This window comes from Streptomyces sp. NPDC086835, from assembly GCF_044745705.1.
Taxonomy (GTDB): domain Bacteria; phylum Actinomycetota; class Actinomycetes; order Streptomycetales; family Streptomycetaceae; genus Streptomyces.
Genome location: NZ_JBIVAU010000002.1, coordinates 964629 through 984718, shown reverse-complemented (window position 1 = coordinate 984718; position 20090 = coordinate 964629). Strand labels below are relative to the sequence as shown.

Here is a 20090-nt window from a genome sequence, read left to right as displayed (position 1 = left end):
GCGAGCTTCTGCACGGCCTGGATGGAGGAGAGGCCCTTGCCGACATACTCCGGCTCCCGACGCGTTCAGGTCGCCACTTCGACGCCCACCGCATTCCACGCGCGGACGAACCCGCTGCCGCGAGCGGAAATGGTCACCGTCCCGTCCCCGTGGTCGATGTCGCCGGCGACCTCACCCGGCGCGACCGGCGGCCACTCGACGTCCATGTGCTCACCGAGGGACAGCGCGTACTCCATCCCCGACGGCTCGAACTGAACGGTGAGCAGCTCGTCCACGGCGGATACTCGGATTCTCATCGCTTACCCGTTCTTCGGTGTGAGGACGCCGAACGACTGTGGGCCTCACCCCCCTGAACGGGTGCGGCCCACAGCCTTTTCGCGGCTCCCGGTGGCTTCGGGGGTCAGCCCTTCGCGCCGGTGAAGTAGTTGTGCAGGCCGGGAACGGTCAGCGTCCCGCCGAACTGGCCGGCCTGGGTGACCTTCACGTCGGTGAACATGGCGAAGGGGACGTTCAGCGGCGGCGGGGTCTCCGGGCTGAAGGTGATCGGGATGATGCCGAAGAGGTTGCCCTTCAGCTCCTCCGTGTACATGGTCACTTCACCGTCGCGGATGGTCGAGGTGGAGCCCTTGGCGGCCTCGACGTGCGCGGTCGTGCCGTTCGGGCCGATCACGAGCTGGTGCAGGTCCTTGATGTCCACGCCCGTCGCGGTGAACTTCAGAACCTTCTTGATCTTGCCGCTGCCGGTCTTGACCTCCACGATGCCGTGGTAGTCGAGACCCGTCAGCGTGAGCATCGAGCTCTCGAGGATCCACGGATCGTCCGGGAGCAGCGGCCGGCCGGGCTCGAGTTGGGCGTCGGCCAGGGCCTCCGGGTCCGGGGTCGGGCACGGGAAGCGCGGCTTGGCGCCGTCCGGGATGTCCTCGTCCTGCTTGGGGTCGAGTCCCTTGACGTCCTCGTCCAGCTCTTCGACCTCGGCGCCGGCCTTGTCCGCCGCGTCCTTGATCGCTTCCTTGGTCTTGTCGACCGTGTCGTCCACCGTGTCGCCCACCGCGTCGGCGGGCTTCTCCGCGGGCTTCTCCGTGGGCTCGTCGGCCGGGGCCTCCGACGGCGCCGTGGAGGGTTCCTCGGCAGGCTGCGTCGCGGTCTCGCTCGGCGACGGGGACTGTGACGGCTCGCCCTTCAGCGTGTCGCCGATGCCGTCGATGAGGTCCTTGACCTTGTCGCCCACGCCCAGCGGGTCGAGCGGGTTGGTCGACTGGCTCGGGGACGGCTCCGGCGCGGGCGCCACCTGCTCGGATCCGGCCGCGGAGGCGGACGGGCTCTCGGCCGGCTTCGGCTCCTGCGCCCCGTCGCCCGTTCCGGTTCCGGACGTGGCGCTCGGCGTCGGCTCCGGATCGGCCGTGTCCGACGGGGACGGTGACTCGGACGGCTTCGCCGACTCCGACTCCGACGCGGACGGTGACGGGGACTCCGAGGGCTCGTCGGAGCGGGTCACGCACGGGCCGGGAGCGAAGGGGATGTCCTTGTCGTCGGCCAGTGCCAGCTTCGGGGTGAGCCCCATGCCGACGAAGACGGCGGTGGGCATCGCGGCCAGGGCGATCGCCTTGCTCGCGGGCATCTGGAGCTTGTGGAACAGGGACTTCCTGGGCGCGGCGTGGCGCGGCCCCTTTCTCTCCCGCGAGCCGTCGCCGCCCGCGTCCGCGGTCAGCGGTGGTGTCACGTCACCCGGCACTGTTCCTCCCGCCGTTGCCTTCGATGGATGTCTCGTGCGTGTCCGCGCCGAAGCCGTCACGCTGCTCCGGTACGGCGGGACTGTCGGGCGCGGCCTGCTGGACCGCGGGCGCCCCGTCGGCGCTCACGGGCCTGCCGGGCGCCCACGACAGCGAGAGCGCGCCACCCGTGAGGGACAGGACGAACCCGATGATGAAGCCGCCCAGGTTGGCGATCGGAAGGGATACCAGCGCCAGGAGAATCGTGGCGACGCCCGCGAACACCCGTACGATGTGCTGGAACCACATCGTGAGACCCAGCGTCACCAGAAGCACGCCGATGATCAGCGAGCCGGCCCCCGCCGTCGTCTGCATCGCGAGGTTCATGTGGCCGATTTTGAAGGTCGCATACGGGAAGTAGGCGATGGGGATCCCGCCGAGCAGGGTCAGCAGACCCGCCCAGAAGGGCCGCTGTCCCCGCCAGGTACGGAAGTTCCGCCGAAGGACGCGGATGTAGTGCTCGTCCCGCCCCTGTGACACTGCAGTCTCGGCGCTCATGGAAAACAGCTCCCTGGTACTGGCGTTGCTGTGTGAAGAGAGTGGCGGGCGGGCGAAGCTGCCAGAGTCTCACCCGCCCGCCCGGACGGGGCTACCGTCAGTAGCACTCGACCTTGGGGCCGTCGCCCTTGTGCAGGCGCATGCTCAGACCGCTGAGCTCGAAGGTGCCGGCGGTCGTCGCCCACGCCTTCTGCTCGACACCGGTCAGTTCGACCTCGTCCGCCTGCTGGGCGAACCCGTTGGGCAGGATCGAGGTGTCCTTGACCGCCGGACCCTTGCCGACGCCCGGGTTGTCCGTGTCCTTGGCCGCGACGCCGATGTCGATGTTCTTGAACTTGGCGTTCGCGTCCAGCTCGGACACGTCCAGGTAGAGCTTCTCCGCCTGGACAGCGGTGCCCTTGTCGCCGGCGGTCAGCCGCAGCGTGATCTTGCCGACGAACGGGACGTCGGTGACCACCGACTGGCACATCTTGGTGATCGACGCGTTCTTGAAGGTCGAGATCGCAACGGGGTGCGCGACCTTCTCGTCACCCTTGAGGTCCTTGTACCCCATGTCGACGCCGCCGTACTGGGAGAACCCAGATCCGACGAGCTTTCCGGCCGTAACCTTGAACTCCTGGCCCGACACCGCGAAGGACGCGGCGAGCGCCCCCTGTGCCAGGCCGACGCCTATCGCAGCCGTCGCGGCCACGCTCGGCACCATGACCAGGGCGAACCGCTTCCATCTGGTTCCACCGCGAGCCATAGACTCCATGACTTTCCTCCTTCTCGGACGTACATCTCCGGTCCGGACCCGCGGGCCCGTCCTGGGATGGGAGAAGTGCTACGTCCTCGGGAAGGAGAGCGCCTGGTCTTCAGGCGCGACGTGCGTCCGAAGAACACCGGCGATCACCCCCGAGCGACAACCACTGGTCGCGCCTGACTCGTCACGCACAACCTGCCGGACAGGCCCTGCCGTTCTGTGGCAGGAACCCCCCTGTCCGCGACCGGCGCCACTGACGCCGATCGGCCCGGTGGGGACCCAATGGGCCGCGGCACGGCTGGGAGCCGGGCTGGTGCGGTATTGGACCGAGCGTCGCCGATCGTGGTCCATTCCACGCCAGGGCACAAGGGGGTTCGTTACTGGCTAGTAACGGCCTGATAACCACGCCACGACCGCGCGATGTCGCGTGAGCACGCTGGGTGCCGTCCGGACCGCCGACACAGAGGGCGATAGCCATAGATAACCGGACAGAACAAGGGCGTTGCTGTACTCGGAGTAACCCGACGACCCGATTGCCAAGTTTTGGCAAAGCCGAGCCGCGTTTTGTCACTGTGTCGCCAAAACGGCGGTGACGCCGTGTCAGCGCCACCGCCGCAAATCCCTCAGAACGCCACCCTCAGGACACCCTTGTCATAACGGCTGTCAATGAGCGTCCGGCCGGGGCCCGGTAGGACGCCGCCGAAACATCAGCGACATCACAGGAGTCGTCAGAAGAGCACCCGCGCGAGCGCCTGCCGCGCCGCCGTCACCCGCGGGTCGTCCTGACCGACCACCTCGAAGAGTTCCAGCAGCCGCACCCGCGCCGCGTCGCGCTCGTCCCCGGCGGTGCGCCGCACCGTCTCCACGAGCCGGCCGAAGGCGTCCTCGACATGACCGCCGACGAGATCCAGGTCCGCGGCGGCGATCTGCGCCGAGGCGTCGGCCGGGTCGGCGGCAGCGGCGTCGCGGACCTTCTGCGGGTCCATGTCCTTTACGCGGCCGAGGAGTTCGGCCTGCGCGAGACCGAGCTTCGCCTCCGTGTTGCCCGGGTCGTCGGACAGCACGTTCTTGTACGCCTGGACCGCGCCACCGAAGTCGCCCGCGTCCAGGGCCTGTACGGCCGCTTCCAGCAGTGCGTCGTAAGGGCCGGCCGGGACGGGGGCCTGTGCGGCCTCCCTCGAGGCGTCCGGGTCGACCGCGATGCCGGTGAGGCCGAAGCGCTCCTCGGCCACCTGCACCAGCTGGTCCAGCGTCTGGCGGATCTGTGCCTCCGGCGCGGCGCCCTGGAAGAGGGGCAGCGCCTGGCCGGCCACCACCGCGAACACCGCGGGGATGCCCTGGATCCCGAACTGCTGCATCAGCATCTGGTTGGCGTCGACGTCGACCTTGGCGAGAACGAACCGGCCGTTGTACTCCGTGGCGAGGCGCTCCAGCAGCGGGCCGAGCTGCTTGCACGGCTCGCACCACTCGGCCCAGAAGTCGATGACGACCGGGACCTCGGTGGAGCGCTGCAGGACGTCGCGCTCGAAGCGCGCCTCGTCGGTGTCGATCACCAGGCCGGCAGGGGACACGGCTCCGCCGCCGCCCTGACGGGCGGCCTCGGCCCTCGCCTGCTCCGCCTTCGCCTTGGCCTCGTTGGCCGCCTTCACCGCGGCGAGGTCGACGACGCCGCTCATGGACATGTTCCTAGGCTGCATGAGTACATCCTCCCCCTTCCGCGCGCACAAATGAAAAGCCGCCCGCCGCTGCCGCCGGCAGGCGGCTCGAGGGTGCGACCCTCCGTCGACCGTGTTCGACTTCGCGGTCGGTCCTGCGATTCCGAGATGTCGGCGCCGGGTCCCCACCATGGCGCCTGTGGTTGTCGCGACGAGCCGGTCATGGCTTTCGCTACGGGTCGTAGCGTATCTGCGTAGGTCCGGCGGTGTGAAGCATTTTCCGGTGAGCTGCCTCACAGCCGCCTTTCTCCTTACCGGCGGGTATGGTCGCGGGCATGTCCAGCAGCACCCACCCCGGAGCACCGCGTACGAGTCGTACGGGACGGCCTCGCAGCGCCGAGACCGATTCGGCGATCCTGGAGGCGACCCGTGCCTCCCTCGTCGAGCTGGGGTGGTCGAAACTGACCATGGGGGACGTCGCCACGCGGGCGGGCGTCGCCAAGACCACGCTGTACCGCCGCTGGGCGAACAAGAACGAGCTGGTCGTCGACGCCGTGGCCGTCCTCTTCGACGAGCTCGAACTCGCCGACCGCGGCAGCCTGGTCGCGGACGTGGAGGGTGTGGTGCTCCAGTTCGCCGAGCTGCTCGGGCAGCCCGAGACCAAGACGGCCCTGATGGGCGTCGTCGCGGAGTCCACCTGCGACGAGGCGCTGCGGGCGCGCATCCGGTCGGCGATCGTCGAGCGGCAGAAGCGGCTCGTCGTCGAGGGCCGGGAACGCGCTCAGGCCCGCGGCGAGCTTCCGTACGAGGCGGACCCCGAGGCGGAAGCCCGCAACACGGACCTGATCTTCGACGTGGTCGCGGGCGCGGTGGTCCACCGGGCGCTGGTGAGCGCGCAGCCGGTGGACGCCGAGTGGGCGCGGCGGTTCACGTCCCTGCTGGTGTCGGGGCTCGCCGCCCTGCCCCGGTAGCCGGGCGGCGAGGGGCCCGGGACGGGCTCAGAAGCCGGGCGGCTCCGTGTAGATGCCCCACTCGTCGCGCAGGGCGTCGCAGATTTCGCCCAGCGTGGCCTCCGCCCGTACGGCGTCGAGCATCGGCGCGATCATGTTGGAGCCGTCACGCGCGGCGCTCAGCATCGCCTCCAGCGAGGACCGCACGAGCGCCTCGTCGCGGCCGGCCTTGCGGTCGGCCAGCACCCGCACCTGCTCGCGTTCGACCTCGTGGCTGACCCGCAGGATCTCCAGGTCGCCGGTGACGGAGCCGGTCGCCGTGTTGACGCCGACGACCTTCTTGTCGCCCTTCTCCAGGGACTGCTGGTAGCGGAAGGCGGACTCGGCGATCTCGCCGGTGAACCAGCCGTCCTCGATGCCGCGCAGGATGCCGGAGGTGATCGGGCCGATCGGGTGCTGCCCGTCCGGGTGCGCCCGGCGGCCGCGTTCCCTGATCTGGTCGAAGATCTTCTCCGCGTCGGCCTCGATGCGGTCGGTGAGCTGCTCGACGTACCAGGAACCGCCCAGCGGGTCGGCGACGTTGGCGACGCCGGTCTCCTCCATGAGCACCTGCTGCGTGCGCAGCGCGATCTCCGCGGCCTGCTCGCTCGGCAGGGCCAGGGTCTCGTCGAGGGCGTTGGTGTGCAGGGAGTTGGTACCGCCGAGGACCGCGGACAGCGCCTCGACCGCGGTGCGCACCACGTTGTTGTACGGCTGCTGGGCGGTGAGCGAGACACCGGCGGTCTGGGTGTGGAAGCGCAGCCACTGGGCCTTGTCGGTCTTCGCCCCGTACACCTCCTTCATCCAGCGGGCCCAGATCCGGCGGGCGGCGCGGAACTTGGCGATCTCCTCGAAGAAGTCGAGGTGCGCGTCGAAGAAGAAGGACAGGCCGGGCGCGAAGGTGTCGACGTCGAGACCGCGGGAGAGCCCGAGCTCGACGTAGCCGAAGCCGTCGGCGAGCGTGTACGCGAGCTCCTGCGCGGCCGTCGCGCCGGCCTCGCGGATGTGGTAGCCGGAGACCGAGAGGGGCTTGTACGCGGGGATGCCGGCCGCGCAGTGCTCCATCAGGTCGCCGATCAGTCGCAGATGCGGCTCGGGCTGGAAGAGCCACTCCTTCTGCGCGATGTACTCCTTGAAGATGTCGGTCTGCAGCGTGCCGTTCAGCACGGCCGGGTCGACGCCCTGGCGCTCGGCGGCGACCAGGTACATGCAGAAGACGGGGACGGCGGGACCAGAGATGGTCATCGACGTCGTCACGTCACCGAGCGGGATGTCCTTGAAGAGGACCTCCATGTCGGCTGCGGAGTCGATGGCGACACCGCAGTGGCCGACCTCGCCGAGCGAGCGCGGGTCGTCGGAGTCGCGGCCCATGAGGGTCGGCATGTCGAAGGCGACGGAGAGCCCGCCGCCGCCGGCGGCCAGGATCATCTTGTAGCGCTCGTTGGTCTGCTCGGCGTTCCCGAAGCCGGCGAACTGGCGGATGGTCCAGGTGCGGCCCCGGTAGCCGGTGGGATGCAGTCCGCGGGTGAAGGGGTATTCACCGGGCCAGCCGATGCGTTCGAAGCCCTCGTAGTGGTCCCCGGGCCGGGGGCCGTACACGGGCTCGACCGGGTCCCCGGAGAGCGTGGTGAAGTCGGCGTCCCGCTTGCGGGCCTTGTCGTAACGGGCCTGCCAGCGTCGGCGGCCTTCCTCGATCGCGTCAGCGTCCATACCTCGAATTTACTAGGACGTCCTAGTAAATGTCGATGGCAAAGCGCCGCGAGCCGTGCTCGCGGCGCTTTGCGGGTGCTACGCGTCGGCCGTCGCCGGGGTGGCGTCGCCGGCGATCAGGGCGCGCGCCTCACGCGTGATCTTCGGCTCGACGAAGAACGAGGCGAAGGGGATGCAGCCCGCGGCCAGCACCCACAGCAGCTTGCCGAACGGCCACTTCGCCTTGGAGCCCAGGTCGAAGGCGAAGACGACGTAGACGATGAAGAGCACACCGTGGACCTGCGAGATCAGCATGGTGTCGCCGGTGTCGAAGCCGTACTTGGCGACGATCGCCGCGGTGAAGACCAGCAGCCATACGGCGGTGACGTACGCCATCACCCGGTAACGGAAAAGCACATTCGCCTTCATGGCATCGAGCGTAACCGGGCGGCCGCGGCGATCCTCCCGCGGGGCGCGTGACCTACTTCTCGTCGAAGTCGCCGGCCGCGACCCGCAGCGGACGCAGCAGCGCGAAGATCTCCGCGCACTCCTCCGCGTCGTACGTGCCCAGGCCGAAGTCCATCGCCATCAGGTCGCGGGTGGCCGACTCCACCACCTCCCGGCCCTTCTCGGTGATGGACGCGAGCGTGCCGCGACCGTCGTTGGGGTTGGGCCGCTTGTCGACCAGACCGGACCTCACCAGCCGGTCCACGGTGTTGGTCACCGACGTCGGATGCACCATCAACCGCTCGCCGATCTTGGACATCGGCAGCTCGCCCGCCCGGGAGAAGGTGAGCAGCACCAGCGCCTCGTAGCGGGCGAAGGTCAGACCGTACGGCTTGACGACGGCGTCGACCTCGGCGAGCAAAATCTGGTGCGCGCGCATGATCGAGGTGATCGCTGCCATCGAGGGCACGGGCCCCCACCGCTGCTGCCACAGTTCGTCGGCGCGGGCGATGGGATCGAAGGGAAGGCTGAGCGGCTTCGGCACGGCACCGACCTTACCGACTGGTCACATGCTGGTCAGCCCTGTCTCGCTCTTCGGTCGATTCAGTCTTTCGGCCCAGCGTTCCTCCCGCTCCGGCCGCCCGGCCGTGCGGTTGGGAATTCTCACCGGAGCGCGGAACGCCCGAGGCGGTGCCGGACGGCGCGCCGCGCCACGGGTCCGAGTTCGTCGAGGGCGGCGACCAGGGCCGCGAGCTGCCCGAGGGCGTCCAGGGCGCGCTCCGCGCCGTCGGGGTCGACGCCCTCGTAGAGCTCCAGACCGACGAACGCGGCGGCGACGGCACGGGCCAGTCCGGCGGAATCGGTGAACTCGGCGAGCGGGGTCCCGGCGAGGACCCTCGCGAGCACCTTCTCGATCTCGGCGATCCACAGATCCAGGCCGGCGGCGGTGGCGGGCGCGAGACGGGGCTGGGTCTGAGCGCCTGCCAACAACTGGGAGAGGACGGCGACATGACCGCCGGCGCGCTCCTCGTCGTGCATCCGGCGGCCGAATTCCAGCAGCTCCGACAGCGTGGTGACCGCCGCGAGGCGGTCGCGGTAGCGGGCGACGCGCTGCTCCGCGCCGTGACGGCACGCGGCGGCGAGCAGTTCGTCGACGGAGCCGAAGTGGTAGAAGACGAGCGCCTGGTTCACGCCCGCCGCGGCGGCGACGGAGCGTGCGGAGGTCTTGGCGAAGCCCTGTTCCGTCAGGGTGCGCAGAGCCCCTTCCAGAAGCTTCTGCCTGGTCTCCTGGCTCACGCCCGTATCTCCTCGCGTACCGGGCGCAGCCCCGCGCGCACCCCGTGCGAGCGTACGTCGCTGTAGTGGGCGGTGAACGAGCCCTCGTAGCCGAAGAGCGGCCCGAAGCGGCGGTTGGTCACCCGCACCCGGATACGGAAGCGGCCCGTGGCGTCGTCGTACGACTCGCGGACCTCGGCGTCGCCGCCGATGAGGTCGGGCACACGGACGTCGACCGGCCCTTCGCGGAAGCGGTGCTCGCCGGAGCGGATGAGCAGCGAACCGTCCGGTTCCGCGGACAGGTGGAGATCGCTTGCCAGGTGCTGATGCGTACCGAGGTAGTCGAGCACGCGGTCGCCCTCGGGAGCGAGGACCATGGTGGCGTCGAACCGGCGCGGCCCGCCGGGGAGGGCGAAGGTGCGGACGAAGGTGACGGTCTCACGCCCGTGGGAGTCGGCGTAGGGGACGTTCTCGATGGTGAAGGGGACGTCGCGACCGGTGCGGGGGACGAGGATGTTGCGGCTGCCGCCGAGCGCGAGGAACGGTTTGACGAAGGCGGGACCGTGCCAGATGCGGTCCATGACCCCGTGCCCCGTGCAGACCTCGCCGCTGTCGAGGCCGACGGAGAAGCGCCGCCGGAGCTGGGGGTGGAGCTGCTCGAAGGCCTCTCCCATGGCGGTGCGGAAGATCGAGGTCACGAGTGCTCCAGGATGCCGAGGAGGGCGGGCTCCGAGGTGCGGGCCGGCGGGGTGCGCAGACAGCGCCGGGCCGCGGGTGTGACGGGCGAGGGCGGCAGGAAGAGGGCGGCGGCGGCCGTCACGACCGCGGCGGCGGGGGGCAGGTGCACGGCGGCGAGGACGACGGCGAGCAGCCGTACGGCGGATTCCGCCAGGGCGTGCGCCAGCAGCCGCTCGGGACGGATGCCCTTCTCGCACCACAGCCGCAGCCGGTCGAAGGACCATGCGGTCGCCCAGCCCATCAGGGGCCGGAAGAGCAGCCGGTCGGCCGCCCTGCCGAAGCGCCCCCACCGCGGCCGGTAGTCGTAGCCGGTCAGGAAGCGGACGCCGTCGGCGGTCGGGACGTAGCGCCAGTAGCCGCTGCCCTCCTCAAGGAGTGAGAGCGGATGCGGCGAGGCGAAGCGCAGCGCGGAGACCCGGTCGCCGTCGCGGCGCCTTTCGCCGGCACTCACGCCGGTTCCTGCGACCGTCAGGAAGGGCAGCACACGGGTCGCGTACCGGAAGCGCTGCGGTTCACCGTCGGGGCGCGGCAGGTAGGCGATCTCGGTGAAGCGCAGATCCCACCGCTGGTGCCGGGACGGTTCCTGCGTACGGTCCCACAGCGTCTCCATGTCGGCGCGGACCCGCGTCTCGATGTACAGCCTCATCCCGCCCCCTGTTCCGGCCTTTTGAGCGACTGCTCAAAACTCAGGTTAGCCGGGGGTGAGCAGTCACCGGGCCCGGGGTACGGGAAAGCCCCCGGCCGTTGTACGACCGGGGGCTTCGCGGCACAGGGCCGGGTCAGTCCGCAAGGTGGCGTTCCACCGTCTCGACCTTGGAGGTGAGCCCGTCGGTGACGCCTGGCCGGATGTCGGCCTTGAGGACCAGCGAAACGCGGGGGGCGCGGGCCTCGACGGCGGCGACCGCGCGCCTGACCACGTCCATCACCTCGTCCCACTCCCCCTCGACGGACGTGAACATCGCGTCCGTGCGGTTCGGCAACCCCGACTCGCGCACGACGCGGACCGCGTCGGCGACGTACTCGCCGACGTCCTCGCCCACTCCCAGGGGCGTGACGGAGAAGGCGACGATCACGCGTCGACCACGTTCTCGCGGCGGGCGCGGGAGGCGATGACGGCGTCGTCGGCCTCACGCTTGAGCTTGCGCTCGGCGAAGAAGCCGCCGAAGGGCAGCACCGAGAGGACGAAGTAGAGCGCCGCGGTCTTCAGGTCCCACTTGGTGCGGTTCCACGCGTCCAGCCAGAAGAGCACGTAGAGGACGAAGAGCAGACCGTGGATCGCGCCCATGACCGGAACCGCGTTGAACTCCGTCGTGCGCTTGAGGACCGAGCAGACGAGCAGCAGGAGGAACGAGACGGCCTCCGGCGCGGAGACGAGACGGAGGCGGTGGAGGGAGGAGGCGGTCTTGATGTCCACGGGTCACCTTCGGGGGCGAGGGGATGGGCGGGGGGCATGGATCTTGTGAACACATGCACAAGCTCGCGGACCATTGTGGCAGGCCACTTTGCGAAGTCTTTGTCAGGGTCCGGATCCTCCCCGAGGACGCTGTTCGGGGCAGGTTTCACCGGATAACGTCGGCCCGTGGCAACGTTTCGGCTCCAGGGGAGCAAGGTGCTCGCGGTCGAGATGACCGGTGACGCCGTCAGAGCGAAGAACGGGTCGATGGTCGCGTACGACGGCCAGATGGCCTTCAAGAAGATGTCCGGCGGTGGTGAGGGCATCCGGGGGATGGTCACCCGCCGGCTCACCGGCGAGCAGATGACCATGATGGAGGTGAAGGGGCAGGGCACCTGTTACTTCGCCGACCGGGCGAGCGAGATCAACCTCGTGCAGCTGCACGGCGACAAGCTCTACGTCGAGTCGAGCAATCTGCTGTGTACCGACGGCGGACTGCGCACCGGCACGACCTTCACCGGGCTGCGCGGGGGCGCGAGTGGCAACGGCCTCTTCACGACCACCGTCGAGGGCACCGGCCAGGCCGCCATCATGTCGGACGGCACCGCCGTGGTGCTGCGCGTGACGCCCCAGTACCCGCTCTCGGTCGATCCGGGGGCCTACATCGCCCACCAGGGAAATCTGCGCCAGGACTTCCAGTCCGGCGTGACGTTCCGGACCTTCCTCGGCGAGGGCGGCGGTGAGGCGTTCCAGATCCGCTTCGAGGGTGACGGGCTGGTCTACGTGCAGCCGAGCGAGCGCAACACCGTCGGAGGGGACGTCTGATGCCGTTCCGTGAGATCAACTCCAAGATGGTCGAGGCGACCGTGACGCCCGGCCAGAAGATGTTCAGCCAGCGCGGCGCGATGCTCGCCTACCGCGGCGAGGTCAGCTTCACGCCGAACATCACCGGCGGCCAGGGCGGGCTCGCGTCGATGATCGGCCGCCGCGTGGCGAACGAGGCGACGCCGCTGATGACCGTCGAGGGCAACGGCACGGTGATGTTCGGCCACGGCGGCCACCACATCCAGGTCATCCAGCTCACCGGCGACACCCTCTATGTCGAGGCCGACCGGCTGCTCGCCTTCGACGGCACACTCCAGCAGGGCACGATGTTCATGGGCTCGCAGGGCGGGGTCATGGGCATGGTCCGCGGTCAGGTGACGGGCCAGGGCCTGTTCACCACGACCCTGGGGGGCCACGGCGCGGTCGCGGTGATGGCGCACGGCGGTGTGATCGAGCTGCCGATCACCCCTGCCCGCCCGGTCCATGTGGACCCGCAGGCGTACGTCGCACACCACGGCGACGTGCGGAACAAACTCTCCACGGCGCTCGGCTGGCGCGACATGGTGGGGCGCGGCTCCGGTGAGGCGTTCCAGCTGGAGCTCAGCGGCAGCGGTGCGGTGTACGTCCAGGCGTCGGAGGAGAAGCTGTGAGCACGCCCCCGGTTTTCGACCCGACGACGTTGCCGAGCGACGACAACGTCAACGCGTACACCTTCTGTGTGGAGCTCAAGGGCTCCCAGTGGTTCCTCCAGAAGGGCAAGATGATCGCCTACTACGGGCGCATCGACTTCAACGGAATCGGCCACGGCCGCCTCGACCGGCTGCTGCGGACCTCGTTCCACTCCCCGCTGCACGCGAGCGACTGGGTGGTGGCGGAGGGCAGCGGCAAGATGCTGCTCGCCGACCGCGCCTTCGACGTGAACTCCTTCGACCTGGACGACGGCAATCTGACGATCCGCGCGGGCAACCTGCTCGCGTACCAGCCCACGCTGGCGCTGAAGCAGTCGATCGTGCCGGGCTTTCTGACCCTGATCGGCACCGGGAAGTTCGTGGCGGCGTCGAACGGGCCCGTGGTGTTCATGGAACCGCCGGTCCGGGTGGATCCGCAGGCACTGGTGGGGTGGGCGGACTGCCCGTCGCCCTGCCACCACTACGATCACGGCTACATGACCGGCGTCATGGGCGGCGTCCGGGCACTGACCGGCATCGGTGGCGCGTCGGGCGAGGAGCACCAGTTCGAGTTCGTCGGGGCGGGCACGGTGCTGTTGCAGTCGAGCGAGGCGCTGATGCCGGAACAGGCGACCGGTGCGGTCGGTGCGGAGCCCGGCGTTCCGGGCGGTCACGGGCCGGCCGGGGGCCCCGGCCAGCACGGTTCCGCACCGCGCCTTCCCGGCCAGCTGGGGGACCTCCAGCGTCGCTTCGGGCTGTGAGCGGTAGTCTGCGGAGTGTGACGTCGAACGTCTGCGCCCCTGTGCACCCCCTGGTGCGCGGGGTGCCAGGCGTCACACCCCCCAACTTCGTCCGCTTTTCAACTTCTTAGGTAGAATCCATATATGGAGACCGAGACGGCCACTCGCTGGCTGACCGATGACGAGCAGTGCACCTGGCGCACCCATCTGGAAGTCAACAAGCTGCTGATGCACCAGCTCGAGAAGGACCTCCAGCCGTTCGGCCTGACCAACAACGACTACGAGATCCTGGTGAACCTCTCGGAGTCGCCGGACCGGCGGATGCGGATGAGCGACCTCGCGGCGGCCACCCTGCAGTCCAAGAGCCGCCTGTCGCACCAGGTCACCCGTATGGAGAGCGCCGGCCTGGTCCGGCGGGAGAACTGCGAGTCGGACCGGCGCGGACTGTACGCCGTGCTCACCGACGAGGGCGTCGCGACCATGCAGAAGGTGGCGCCGCACCACGTCGCGTCCGTCCGCAAACACTTCATCGACCTGCTGTCGCCGGAGGCACTCGCCGAACTGCGGGAGTCCTTGACCCCGGTCGCCGAGCACCTGCGCGGACGGCGCGGCAAGCTCTAGCGGCAGCGTCCGGCGGCAGAGCCCGCGCGTTCTCGCGGCGGGCCGGCCACCGGCCGGTGACGGCGCCGCTAACCGCGGGCCGCGTCCGGCAGGGCCAGTTCGAACACCGCCCCACCGGCAGGCGAACGGCCGACCGTGAGGGTCCCGCCGTGGCGGTGTGCCACGTCGCGGGCGATGGCCAGGCCGAGGCCGGCACCGCCCTCGTCCCTGGTACGTGCGTCGTCGAGCCGTACGAACCGTTCGAAGATCCGCTCACGCTGCTCCTTCGGCACGCCCTCGCCGTCGTCGGCGACGGCCAGCACGATCCGGCCACCCTCCCGGCGGACGGAAGCGGTGACCGAGGCAACGGCGTGACGCTGGGCGTTGTCGAGCAGATTGCCGATCACCCGGCCCAGCTGGGCACGGGAACCGGCCACCTGCAATCCCTGGGTCACGGCCAGCTCGACCGGTACGCGGTCACCGGCCCTGCGCGCCACCTCCTCCGTCAGCAGCTGCGCCGGATCCAGAGCCGCCGATCCCGGCCGCTCCCCCGCGTCCAGCCGCGCCAGCAGCAGCAGGTCCGCCGCCAACTGCTGGAGCCGCACGGTGTCCTCAACCGCGCCGGGCACATCCAGCAACTCCGGGTGCGCCGCGCCCACTTCGAGCTGCGTGCGCAGCGAGGCGATGGGGCTGCGCAGCTCGTGCGAGGCGTCCGCGACGAAACGGCGCTGCCGCTCCACGGACGCCTCCAGGGCGGCCAGCGTCTCGTTCGTCGTACGGGCGAGCCTCGCGACCTCGTCGCCCGAGCCCGGCTCCGGCACGCGCCGCGAAAGGTCCTCGGAGCGGGTGATCGCCGCCATCTCGCGCCTGATGCCCTCCACGGGCCCCAGCGCACGGCGGGTCACCAGCCAGGTCACCGAGCCGACCACGGCGAGCAGCAGCGGCAGGCCGATGAGCATCGCGTCGCGCACGGTGGTGACCGCGTCCTGCTCGGTGGTCAGCGGCGCGCCCGCGTACACGGTCGCCGTCCGGTCGTCGTCGAGGCGGACCTCGACGGAGGCGAAACGGTAGTCGGCGCTGTCGCCGTCCACGGTGGCGGTGCCGGAGGCGAACCCCGGACCGTCGGAGGAGACCTCTCCCCGGCCGGGGTCGTCGTCGCCGTCGCCGTCGTCGTCACGGGGCTGCTCCCGGGGCCGGACGTCCGTGCTGCCGGTCCCTGAGACGGCCTGAAGGTGCTCGCTGACGGCGAGCACCCGGCCGTCGTCGCCGACGACCTGGACGGGGTGTTCGTCGTCCTCGTCGGGCAGTTCCAGCTTTCCGTAGGGCACACCGAGCGCGATCTGGGAGGCCACGTCGCGGGCGGCGACCTCGGCCTGCAGATCCGTGCTGTCGATCAGGTTCGCCCGCAGGGAGAGCAGGACGGCGGTCCCGGCGGCGATCAGCGCCACGGCGACCACCAGGGTGGCGCCGAGCCCGGCCCTGGCCCGGACCGACCTCATGACGACTCCACCGCCACCAACCGGTATCCGGCGCCGCGCACGGTCAGGATGCGGTCCGCGCCGAGCTTGCGGCGCAGGGCGCTGATGTAGACCTCGACGATGTTCGGATCGCCCTCGTAGGCGAAGTCCCAGACGTGCTCGAGGATCTCGGGCTTGCCGACGACCTCGCCGGTGCGCGTCGCGAGGTGCTCCAGCACCGCGAACTCCTTGGCGGTGAGGGTGACTTCCTCGCCACCCGTGTGGACACGGCGGGTGGCTGTGTCCACGCGCAGGTCGCCCGCCGTCAGCACGGGCGAACCGCCCGCCCTGCCGCGCCGCCGGAGCAGCGCCTTGACCCGGGCGACGAGGACGACGTACGAGAAGGGCTTGGTCAGGTAGTCGTCCGCGCCGGTGTCGAGGCCCTCCGCCTCGTCGTACTCACCGTCCTTGGCGGTCAGCATCAGGACCGGCACGTCGTGTCCCGCGGCGCGCAGAGCGGCGCAGACGCGGTAGCCGTTCATGCCCGGCAGCATGATGTCCAGCACCACCAGGTCATGGACGCCCTCGGTGGCGCGGTGCAGACCCTCGAGTCCGTCGTGGACGACGTCCACGGCATAACCCTCGGCGGTCAGGCCCGCGGCGAGGGAGAGCGCGAGCCGCCTCTCGTCCTCCACGATCAGCAACCTCATGCGCCCAGGGTCCCAAACGGAAGCTGAAGATCTCTTCAGGCGGCTTCAGGCTGCGTTCAGCAAGGCGCGGCAAGAGTGGATCCCGTTGCTGACGCAGCAGCACGACTCGGCACAACGACTCGGGAGAACCTCATGAAGCGCAAGCTTGTCATCGCGACCGTGGCGGCGGCGGTGCTGATCGGCGGCGGTACGTACACGGCCGCGGCGCTGTCGGACGACGACGCGTCGGGCGCCGCCGCGGGCTCGGCGCCCGTCACGGTCCAAGGCCGCGACGACGACCGCGACGACGACGCGTCCGAGGACAGGTCCGCGGGCCCCGCCGGGTCCGTCACCGCGGCGCAGGCCGTGGCCGCGGCCCTGAAGCACACGCAGGGAACGGTGAGCTCCGTCGACCTCGACGACGACGGGGACCGCCACTGGGAGGTGGAGGTCCTCGGCAAGGACGACCGCGAGCACGAACTGCGCGTCGACGTGCGGACCGGCGCGGTGCGGGAGGACAAGGCCGAAGCGGAGAACGACGACCGGGACGGCGACCGCGCCGCCCTGCGCGCCGCGTCGGTGGACGCCCGTGAGGCGGTGGATGCGGCGCTCAGGGCCCACCCGGGCGCGACGGTGACATCGGTCGACTTCGAGGACGACGGGTCGGGTCGCTGGGAGGTCGAGCTCGGCGAGGACGCCGCCGACGAGCGTGAGCTGACGATCGACGCGAAGACGGCGTCGGTCACGACCGGCCCGGCGGACGACTGAACCTTTCCCCACCCCGCCCCTTCCCGCTGTACCGAGGTGCGGCTCCGCCGCGGTGGGCTCCGCCCGGACCCGGTACCGCGCTCCGCGCGTGTCCTCGAACGCCGGGCGGGCCGGCTTTGTCGGCCCCGCCGGCGTTTGAGGCGCGGGGGTCCGGTGGGGGTCCCCCCACGCCGCCAGGCGTAGGGGGAGGAGCCCCTGTTTTCGGGAAGGGGCGGGTAGGGGAGACGCCCCGCGCAGCGGCCACCCCGCAAGACGGGCCCCGGGCGGAGCCAGGCAGCCCCGCCCGCGGGGCTCCGGGCCGAGCACGAGCGGGGAAGCCCCCGGTTACGACTCCGTCAGGCCCGCCACCAGCTCGTCCGCCGCCCGGTACGGGTCCAGCTCGCCCGCGACGATGCGTTCCGCCAGCGCGCCCAGGCGCCGGTCGCCGTGCAGGTCGCCGATGCGTTCCCGCAGCGCCGTGACGGCGATCGTCTCGACCTCCGTCGCCGCCCGGCGGGCGCGGCGCTCGGAGAGGACGCCGTGCTCCTCCATCCAGGCCCGGTGCTTCTCCAGCGCCTCGACGACCTCGTCGATGCCCTCGCCGCGCGCGGCGACCGTCTTCACGATCGGCGGGCGCCAGTCCCCCGGCCCCCGGGACTCGCCGAGGCCCAGCATGTGGTTGAGCTCGCGGGCCGTGGCGTCGGCCCCGTCGCGGTCAGCCTTGTTGACGACGTACACGTCGCCGATCTCGAGGATGCCCGCCTTCGCGGCCTGGATGCCGTCGCCCATGCCCGGCGCGAGGAGCACCACCGACGTGTCGGCCTGGGAGGCGATCTCCACCTCCGACTGGCCGACTCCGACCGTCTCGACCAGGACGACGTCGCAGCCGGCCGCGTCCAGGACGCGGATCGCCTGCGGCGCCGCCCACGCGAGGCCACCCAGGTGGCCCCGGGTGGCCATGGAGCGGATGTAGACGCCGGGGTCGGAGGCGTGCTCCGACATGCGGACGCGGTCCCCGAGCAGCGCCCCGCCCGAGAAGGGCGAGGACGGGTCGACGGCAAGGACGCCGACCCGCTTCCCGGCCTTCCGGTAGGCGGAGACGAGTGCCGAGGTGGATGTGGACTTGCCGACGCCCGGCGAGCCCGTCAGGCCCACCACGTACGCGCCGCCGGTCAGCGGGGCCAGCGCCGCCATGACCTCACGGAGCTGCGGCGACGCCCCCTCCACGAGTGAGATCAGCCGGGCCACGGCGCGCGGCCGGCCCTCTCTCGCCTGGGCGACCAGTTGGGGGACGTCCACCATCGTGCTGCTCCGATCGTTCTGCGCGTACGGGCTTCGGCGCCCAGGTTGCTGCTACGCGTGCTTACTTGGCGGGGACGCGGACGATGAGAGCGTCACCCTGCCCGCCGCCGCCGCACAGCGCCGCCGCACCGACACCGCCGCCGCGGCGCTTGAGCTCCAGCGCGAGGTGGAGCACCACACGCGCGCCGGACATGCCGATCGGGTGGCCGAGCGCGATCGCGCCACCGTTCACGTTCACCTTTTCCGGGGTGACGCCGAGGTCCTTCATCGACTGGTGGGCGACGGCCGCGAACGCCTCGTTGATCTCGATGAGGTCCAGGTCGGAGACCTCCAGGCCCTCCTTCTTCAGGGCGTGCCTGATGGCTCCCGACGGCTGGGACTGCAGCGAGTTGTCGGGGCCCGCCACGTTGCCGTGGGCGCCGATCTCCGCGATCCACTCCAGGCCCAGCTCCTCGGCCTTGGCCTTGCTCATCACGACGACGGCTGCGGCGCCGTCCGAGATCTGCGAGGACGTACCGGCGGTGATGGTGCCGTCCTTGGCGAACGCGGGGCGCAGCCGGCCGAGCGACTCGGCCGTCGTCTCCGGGCGGATGCCCTCGTCCTTGGAGAACAGAATCGGGTCACCCTTGCGCTGCGGGATCTCGACGGGCGTGATCTCCGCCTCGAAGAGGCCGTTCTTCTGGGCGGCCGCGGCCCGCTGGTGGGAGAGCGCGGCGATCTCGTCCTGCACTCCGCGCGGGATGCCCAGGCGGGTGTTGTGCTTCTCCGTCGATTCGCCCATGGCGACATTCTCGAAGGAATCGGTCAGGCCGTCGTGCGCCATCGAGTCGAGCATCTCGATCGCGCCGTACTTGTAGCCCTCACGGGACTTCGGCAGCAGGTGCGGCGCGTTGGTCATCGACTCCTGGCCGCCGGCGACGACCACGTCGAACTCGCCGGCGCGGATCAGCTGGTCGGCGAGCGCGATGGCGTCGAGGCCGGACAGGCAGACCTTGTTGATGGTGAGCGCGGGGACGTTCATCGGGATGCCCGCCTTGACGGCGGCCTGGCGCGCGGGGATCTGGCCCGCACCGGCCTGGAGCACCTGGCCCATGATCACGTACTGCACCTGATCTCCGCCGATACCCGCGCGGTCGAGCGCCGCCTTGATGGCGAAGCCGCCGAGGTCGGCGCCGGAGAAGGACTTGAGCGAGCCGAGCAGGCGGCCCATGGGCGTGCGGGCTCCCGCGACGATCACGGAGGTGTTGCCGGTCTTTCCAGACATGAGCACGATCCCCTTCCAGCCGCAGCTGAGGAGTGAACGAGGGTTTACTCAAATGTACTGAGCGGTACGGCTCCGGGTCACCGTGCCGCCGGTGTGATCGCGCGCACGTTGCGTAACCGGCCTCCGGGCGCTGCACTGGTCAAATGCTGACGCGAATCGACCACATCGGAATCGCCTGCTTCGACCTCGACAAGACTGTCGAGTTCTACCGGGCCACGTACGGCTTCGAGGTGTTCCACTCCGAGGTCAACGAGGAGCAGGGCGTACGGGAAGCCATGCTCAAGATCAATGAGACGTCCGACGGCGGCGCCTCCTACCTCCAGCTCCTGGAGCCGACCCGGGAGGACTCCGCGGTCGGAAAGTGGCTGGCCAAGAACGGCGAAGGCGTTCACCACATCGCATTCGGAACGGCTGACGTGGACGCGGACGCGCAGGACATCCGCGACAAGGGCGTACGTGTGCTGTACGACGAACCGCGTATCGGCTCGATGGGCTCGCGTATCACCTTCCTCCACCCCAAGGACTGCCACGGCGTACTCACCGAACTCGTCACGTCTGCAACGGAGCACTGACCCTAAGGATTCCCGGCCCGGTAGAGTGGGC

General features: G+C 70.3%; 24 protein-coding genes. 7 read left to right on the top strand and 17 right to left on the bottom strand.

Annotated elements, in window-relative coordinates:
- Positions 1-65 precede the first annotated feature (65 nt).
- The 5 genes from ACIPJI_RS10635 to ACIPJI_RS10615 all read right to left on the bottom strand — a co-directional run bounded on the left by ACIPJI_RS10635 (position 66) and on the right by ACIPJI_RS10615 (position 4706).
- A complete protein-coding gene (locus ACIPJI_RS10635) occupies positions 66-296 on the bottom strand; it encodes a hypothetical protein (RefSeq protein WP_356621061.1) in 231 nt (76 codons plus the stop codon).
- Positions 297-400: 104 nt separating this feature from the next.
- Positions 401-1732 carry a hypothetical protein gene (locus ACIPJI_RS10630; protein WP_402245582.1) on the bottom strand — a complete coding sequence of 444 codons (1332 nt, stop codon included), beginning with the start codon at positions 1730-1732 and terminating at the stop codon, positions 401-403.
- Positions 1722-2267 carry a DUF6114 domain-containing protein gene (locus tag ACIPJI_RS10625; protein WP_356621059.1) on the bottom strand — a complete coding sequence of 182 codons (546 nt, stop codon included), beginning with the start codon at positions 2265-2267 and terminating at the stop codon, positions 1722-1724. The genes ACIPJI_RS10630 and ACIPJI_RS10625 overlap by 11 nt, the downstream gene beginning before the upstream one ends.
- A gap of 97 nt (positions 2268-2364) precedes the next feature.
- Positions 2365-3021 carry a DUF6230 family protein gene (locus ACIPJI_RS10620; RefSeq protein ID WP_356621058.1) on the bottom strand — a complete coding sequence of 219 codons (657 nt, stop codon included), beginning with the start codon at positions 3019-3021 and terminating at the stop codon, positions 2365-2367.
- Between the two features lie 716 nt (positions 3022-3737).
- A complete protein-coding gene (locus ACIPJI_RS10615; protein WP_402245579.1) occupies positions 3738-4706 on the bottom strand; it encodes a tetratricopeptide repeat protein in 969 nt (322 codons plus the stop codon).
- Positions 4707-4987: 281 nt separating this feature from the next.
- Between ACIPJI_RS10615 and ACIPJI_RS10610 the strand changes: the two genes are divergently transcribed.
- Positions 4988-5635: a TetR/AcrR family transcriptional regulator gene (locus ACIPJI_RS10610; protein ID WP_402245577.1), complete on the top strand. Its 648-nt coding sequence runs from the start codon at positions 4988-4990 to the stop codon at positions 5633-5635.
- A gap of 27 nt (positions 5636-5662) precedes the next feature.
- Here the strand turns inward: ACIPJI_RS10610 and ACIPJI_RS10605 are convergent, their stop codons facing one another.
- The 8 genes from ACIPJI_RS10605 to ACIPJI_RS10570 all read right to left on the bottom strand — a co-directional run bounded on the left by ACIPJI_RS10605 (position 5663) and on the right by ACIPJI_RS10570 (position 11216).
- A complete protein-coding gene (locus tag ACIPJI_RS10605; RefSeq protein ID WP_307708344.1) occupies positions 5663-7363 on the bottom strand; it encodes a methylmalonyl-CoA mutase in 1701 nt (566 codons plus the stop codon).
- A 78-nt stretch (positions 7364-7441) separates the two neighbouring features.
- Positions 7442-7771 (bottom strand): DUF3817 domain-containing protein, encoded by a 330-nt coding sequence (locus ACIPJI_RS10600; protein WP_307708343.1) that lies wholly within the window; start codon positions 7769-7771, stop codon positions 7442-7444.
- Positions 7772-7823: 52 nt separating this feature from the next.
- A complete protein-coding gene (locus ACIPJI_RS10595; protein ID WP_356621057.1) occupies positions 7824-8333 on the bottom strand; it encodes a MarR family transcriptional regulator in 510 nt (169 codons plus the stop codon).
- Positions 8334-8452: 119 nt separating this feature from the next.
- Complete coding sequence (locus ACIPJI_RS10590) at positions 8453-9085, bottom strand: TetR/AcrR family transcriptional regulator (RefSeq protein ID WP_402245574.1); 633 nt, start codon at positions 9083-9085, stop codon at positions 8453-8455.
- Complete coding sequence (locus tag ACIPJI_RS10585) at positions 9082-9762, bottom strand: DUF4166 domain-containing protein (protein ID WP_307708340.1); 681 nt, start codon at positions 9760-9762, stop codon at positions 9082-9084. The genes ACIPJI_RS10590 and ACIPJI_RS10585 overlap by 4 nt, the downstream gene beginning before the upstream one ends.
- Positions 9759-10448, bottom strand: a complete 690-nt coding sequence (locus tag ACIPJI_RS10580) for a hypothetical protein (RefSeq protein WP_402245572.1) — start codon at positions 10446-10448, stop codon at positions 9759-9761. Before ACIPJI_RS10580 ends, ACIPJI_RS10585 begins: the two co-directional genes overlap by 4 nt.
- Before the next feature lie 133 nt (positions 10449-10581).
- Complete coding sequence (locus tag ACIPJI_RS10575) at positions 10582-10875, bottom strand: MTH1187 family thiamine-binding protein (protein ID WP_137308723.1); 294 nt, start codon at positions 10873-10875, stop codon at positions 10582-10584.
- Positions 10872-11216, bottom strand: coding sequence for a DUF3817 domain-containing protein (locus tag ACIPJI_RS10570; protein WP_307708338.1), 345 nt, complete (start codon positions 11214-11216; stop codon positions 10872-10874). The genes ACIPJI_RS10575 and ACIPJI_RS10570 overlap by 4 nt, the downstream gene beginning before the upstream one ends.
- 165 nt (positions 11217-11381) lie before the next feature.
- On the opposite strand from ACIPJI_RS10570, the gene ACIPJI_RS10565 reads away from it, so the two are divergent.
- The 4 genes from ACIPJI_RS10565 (at position 11382) to ACIPJI_RS10550 (ending at position 14049) form a co-directional block, all read left to right on the top strand.
- Positions 11382-12020: an AIM24 family protein gene (locus ACIPJI_RS10565; protein WP_005311786.1), complete on the top strand. Its 639-nt coding sequence runs from the start codon at positions 11382-11384 to the stop codon at positions 12018-12020.
- Positions 12020-12670, top strand: coding sequence for an AIM24 family protein (locus ACIPJI_RS10560; protein WP_356621054.1), 651 nt, complete (start codon positions 12020-12022; stop codon positions 12668-12670). The genes ACIPJI_RS10565 and ACIPJI_RS10560 overlap by 1 nt, the downstream gene beginning before the upstream one ends.
- Positions 12667-13449: an AIM24 family protein gene (locus tag ACIPJI_RS10555; protein ID WP_402245569.1), complete on the top strand. Its 783-nt coding sequence runs from the start codon at positions 12667-12669 to the stop codon at positions 13447-13449. Before ACIPJI_RS10560 ends, ACIPJI_RS10555 begins: the two co-directional genes overlap by 4 nt.
- A gap of 123 nt (positions 13450-13572) precedes the next feature.
- Complete coding sequence (locus ACIPJI_RS10550; RefSeq protein ID WP_159687071.1) at positions 13573-14049, top strand: MarR family winged helix-turn-helix transcriptional regulator; 477 nt, start codon at positions 13573-13575, stop codon at positions 14047-14049.
- A 68-nt stretch (positions 14050-14117) separates the two neighbouring features.
- Here ACIPJI_RS10550 and ACIPJI_RS10545 read toward each other — a convergent pair whose 3' ends face one another.
- Both ACIPJI_RS10545 and ACIPJI_RS10540 read right to left on the bottom strand, forming a co-directional pair.
- On the bottom strand, positions 14118-15527 hold the full coding sequence (locus tag ACIPJI_RS10545; protein ID WP_402245566.1) for an ATP-binding protein: 1410 nt from the start codon (positions 15525-15527) through the stop codon (positions 14118-14120).
- Positions 15524-16195 (bottom strand): response regulator transcription factor, encoded by a 672-nt coding sequence (locus ACIPJI_RS10540; RefSeq protein ID WP_356621051.1) that lies wholly within the window; start codon positions 16193-16195, stop codon positions 15524-15526. Before ACIPJI_RS10540 ends, ACIPJI_RS10545 begins: the two co-directional genes overlap by 4 nt.
- A gap of 132 nt (positions 16196-16327) precedes the next feature.
- Between ACIPJI_RS10540 and ACIPJI_RS10535 the strand changes: the two genes are divergently transcribed.
- Positions 16328-16942, top strand: a complete 615-nt coding sequence (locus ACIPJI_RS10535; protein WP_402245564.1) for a PepSY domain-containing protein — start codon at positions 16328-16330, stop codon at positions 16940-16942.
- Positions 16943-17266: 324 nt separating this feature from the next.
- Here ACIPJI_RS10535 and meaB read toward each other — a convergent pair whose 3' ends face one another.
- A complete protein-coding gene (gene meaB, locus ACIPJI_RS10530) occupies positions 17267-18223 on the bottom strand; it encodes a methylmalonyl Co-A mutase-associated GTPase MeaB (protein ID WP_307708332.1) in 957 nt (318 codons plus the stop codon).
- Positions 18224-18284: 61 nt separating this feature from the next.
- Positions 18285-19487 carry an acetyl-CoA C-acetyltransferase gene (locus ACIPJI_RS10525; protein WP_307708331.1) on the bottom strand — a complete coding sequence of 401 codons (1203 nt, stop codon included), beginning with the start codon at positions 19485-19487 and terminating at the stop codon, positions 18285-18287.
- Between the two features lie 143 nt (positions 19488-19630).
- On the opposite strand from ACIPJI_RS10525, the gene mce reads away from it, so the two are divergent.
- Positions 19631-20059 (top strand): methylmalonyl-CoA epimerase, encoded by a 429-nt coding sequence (mce, locus tag ACIPJI_RS10520; protein WP_100109188.1) that lies wholly within the window; start codon positions 19631-19633, stop codon positions 20057-20059.
- Positions 20060-20090 lie beyond the last annotated feature (31 nt).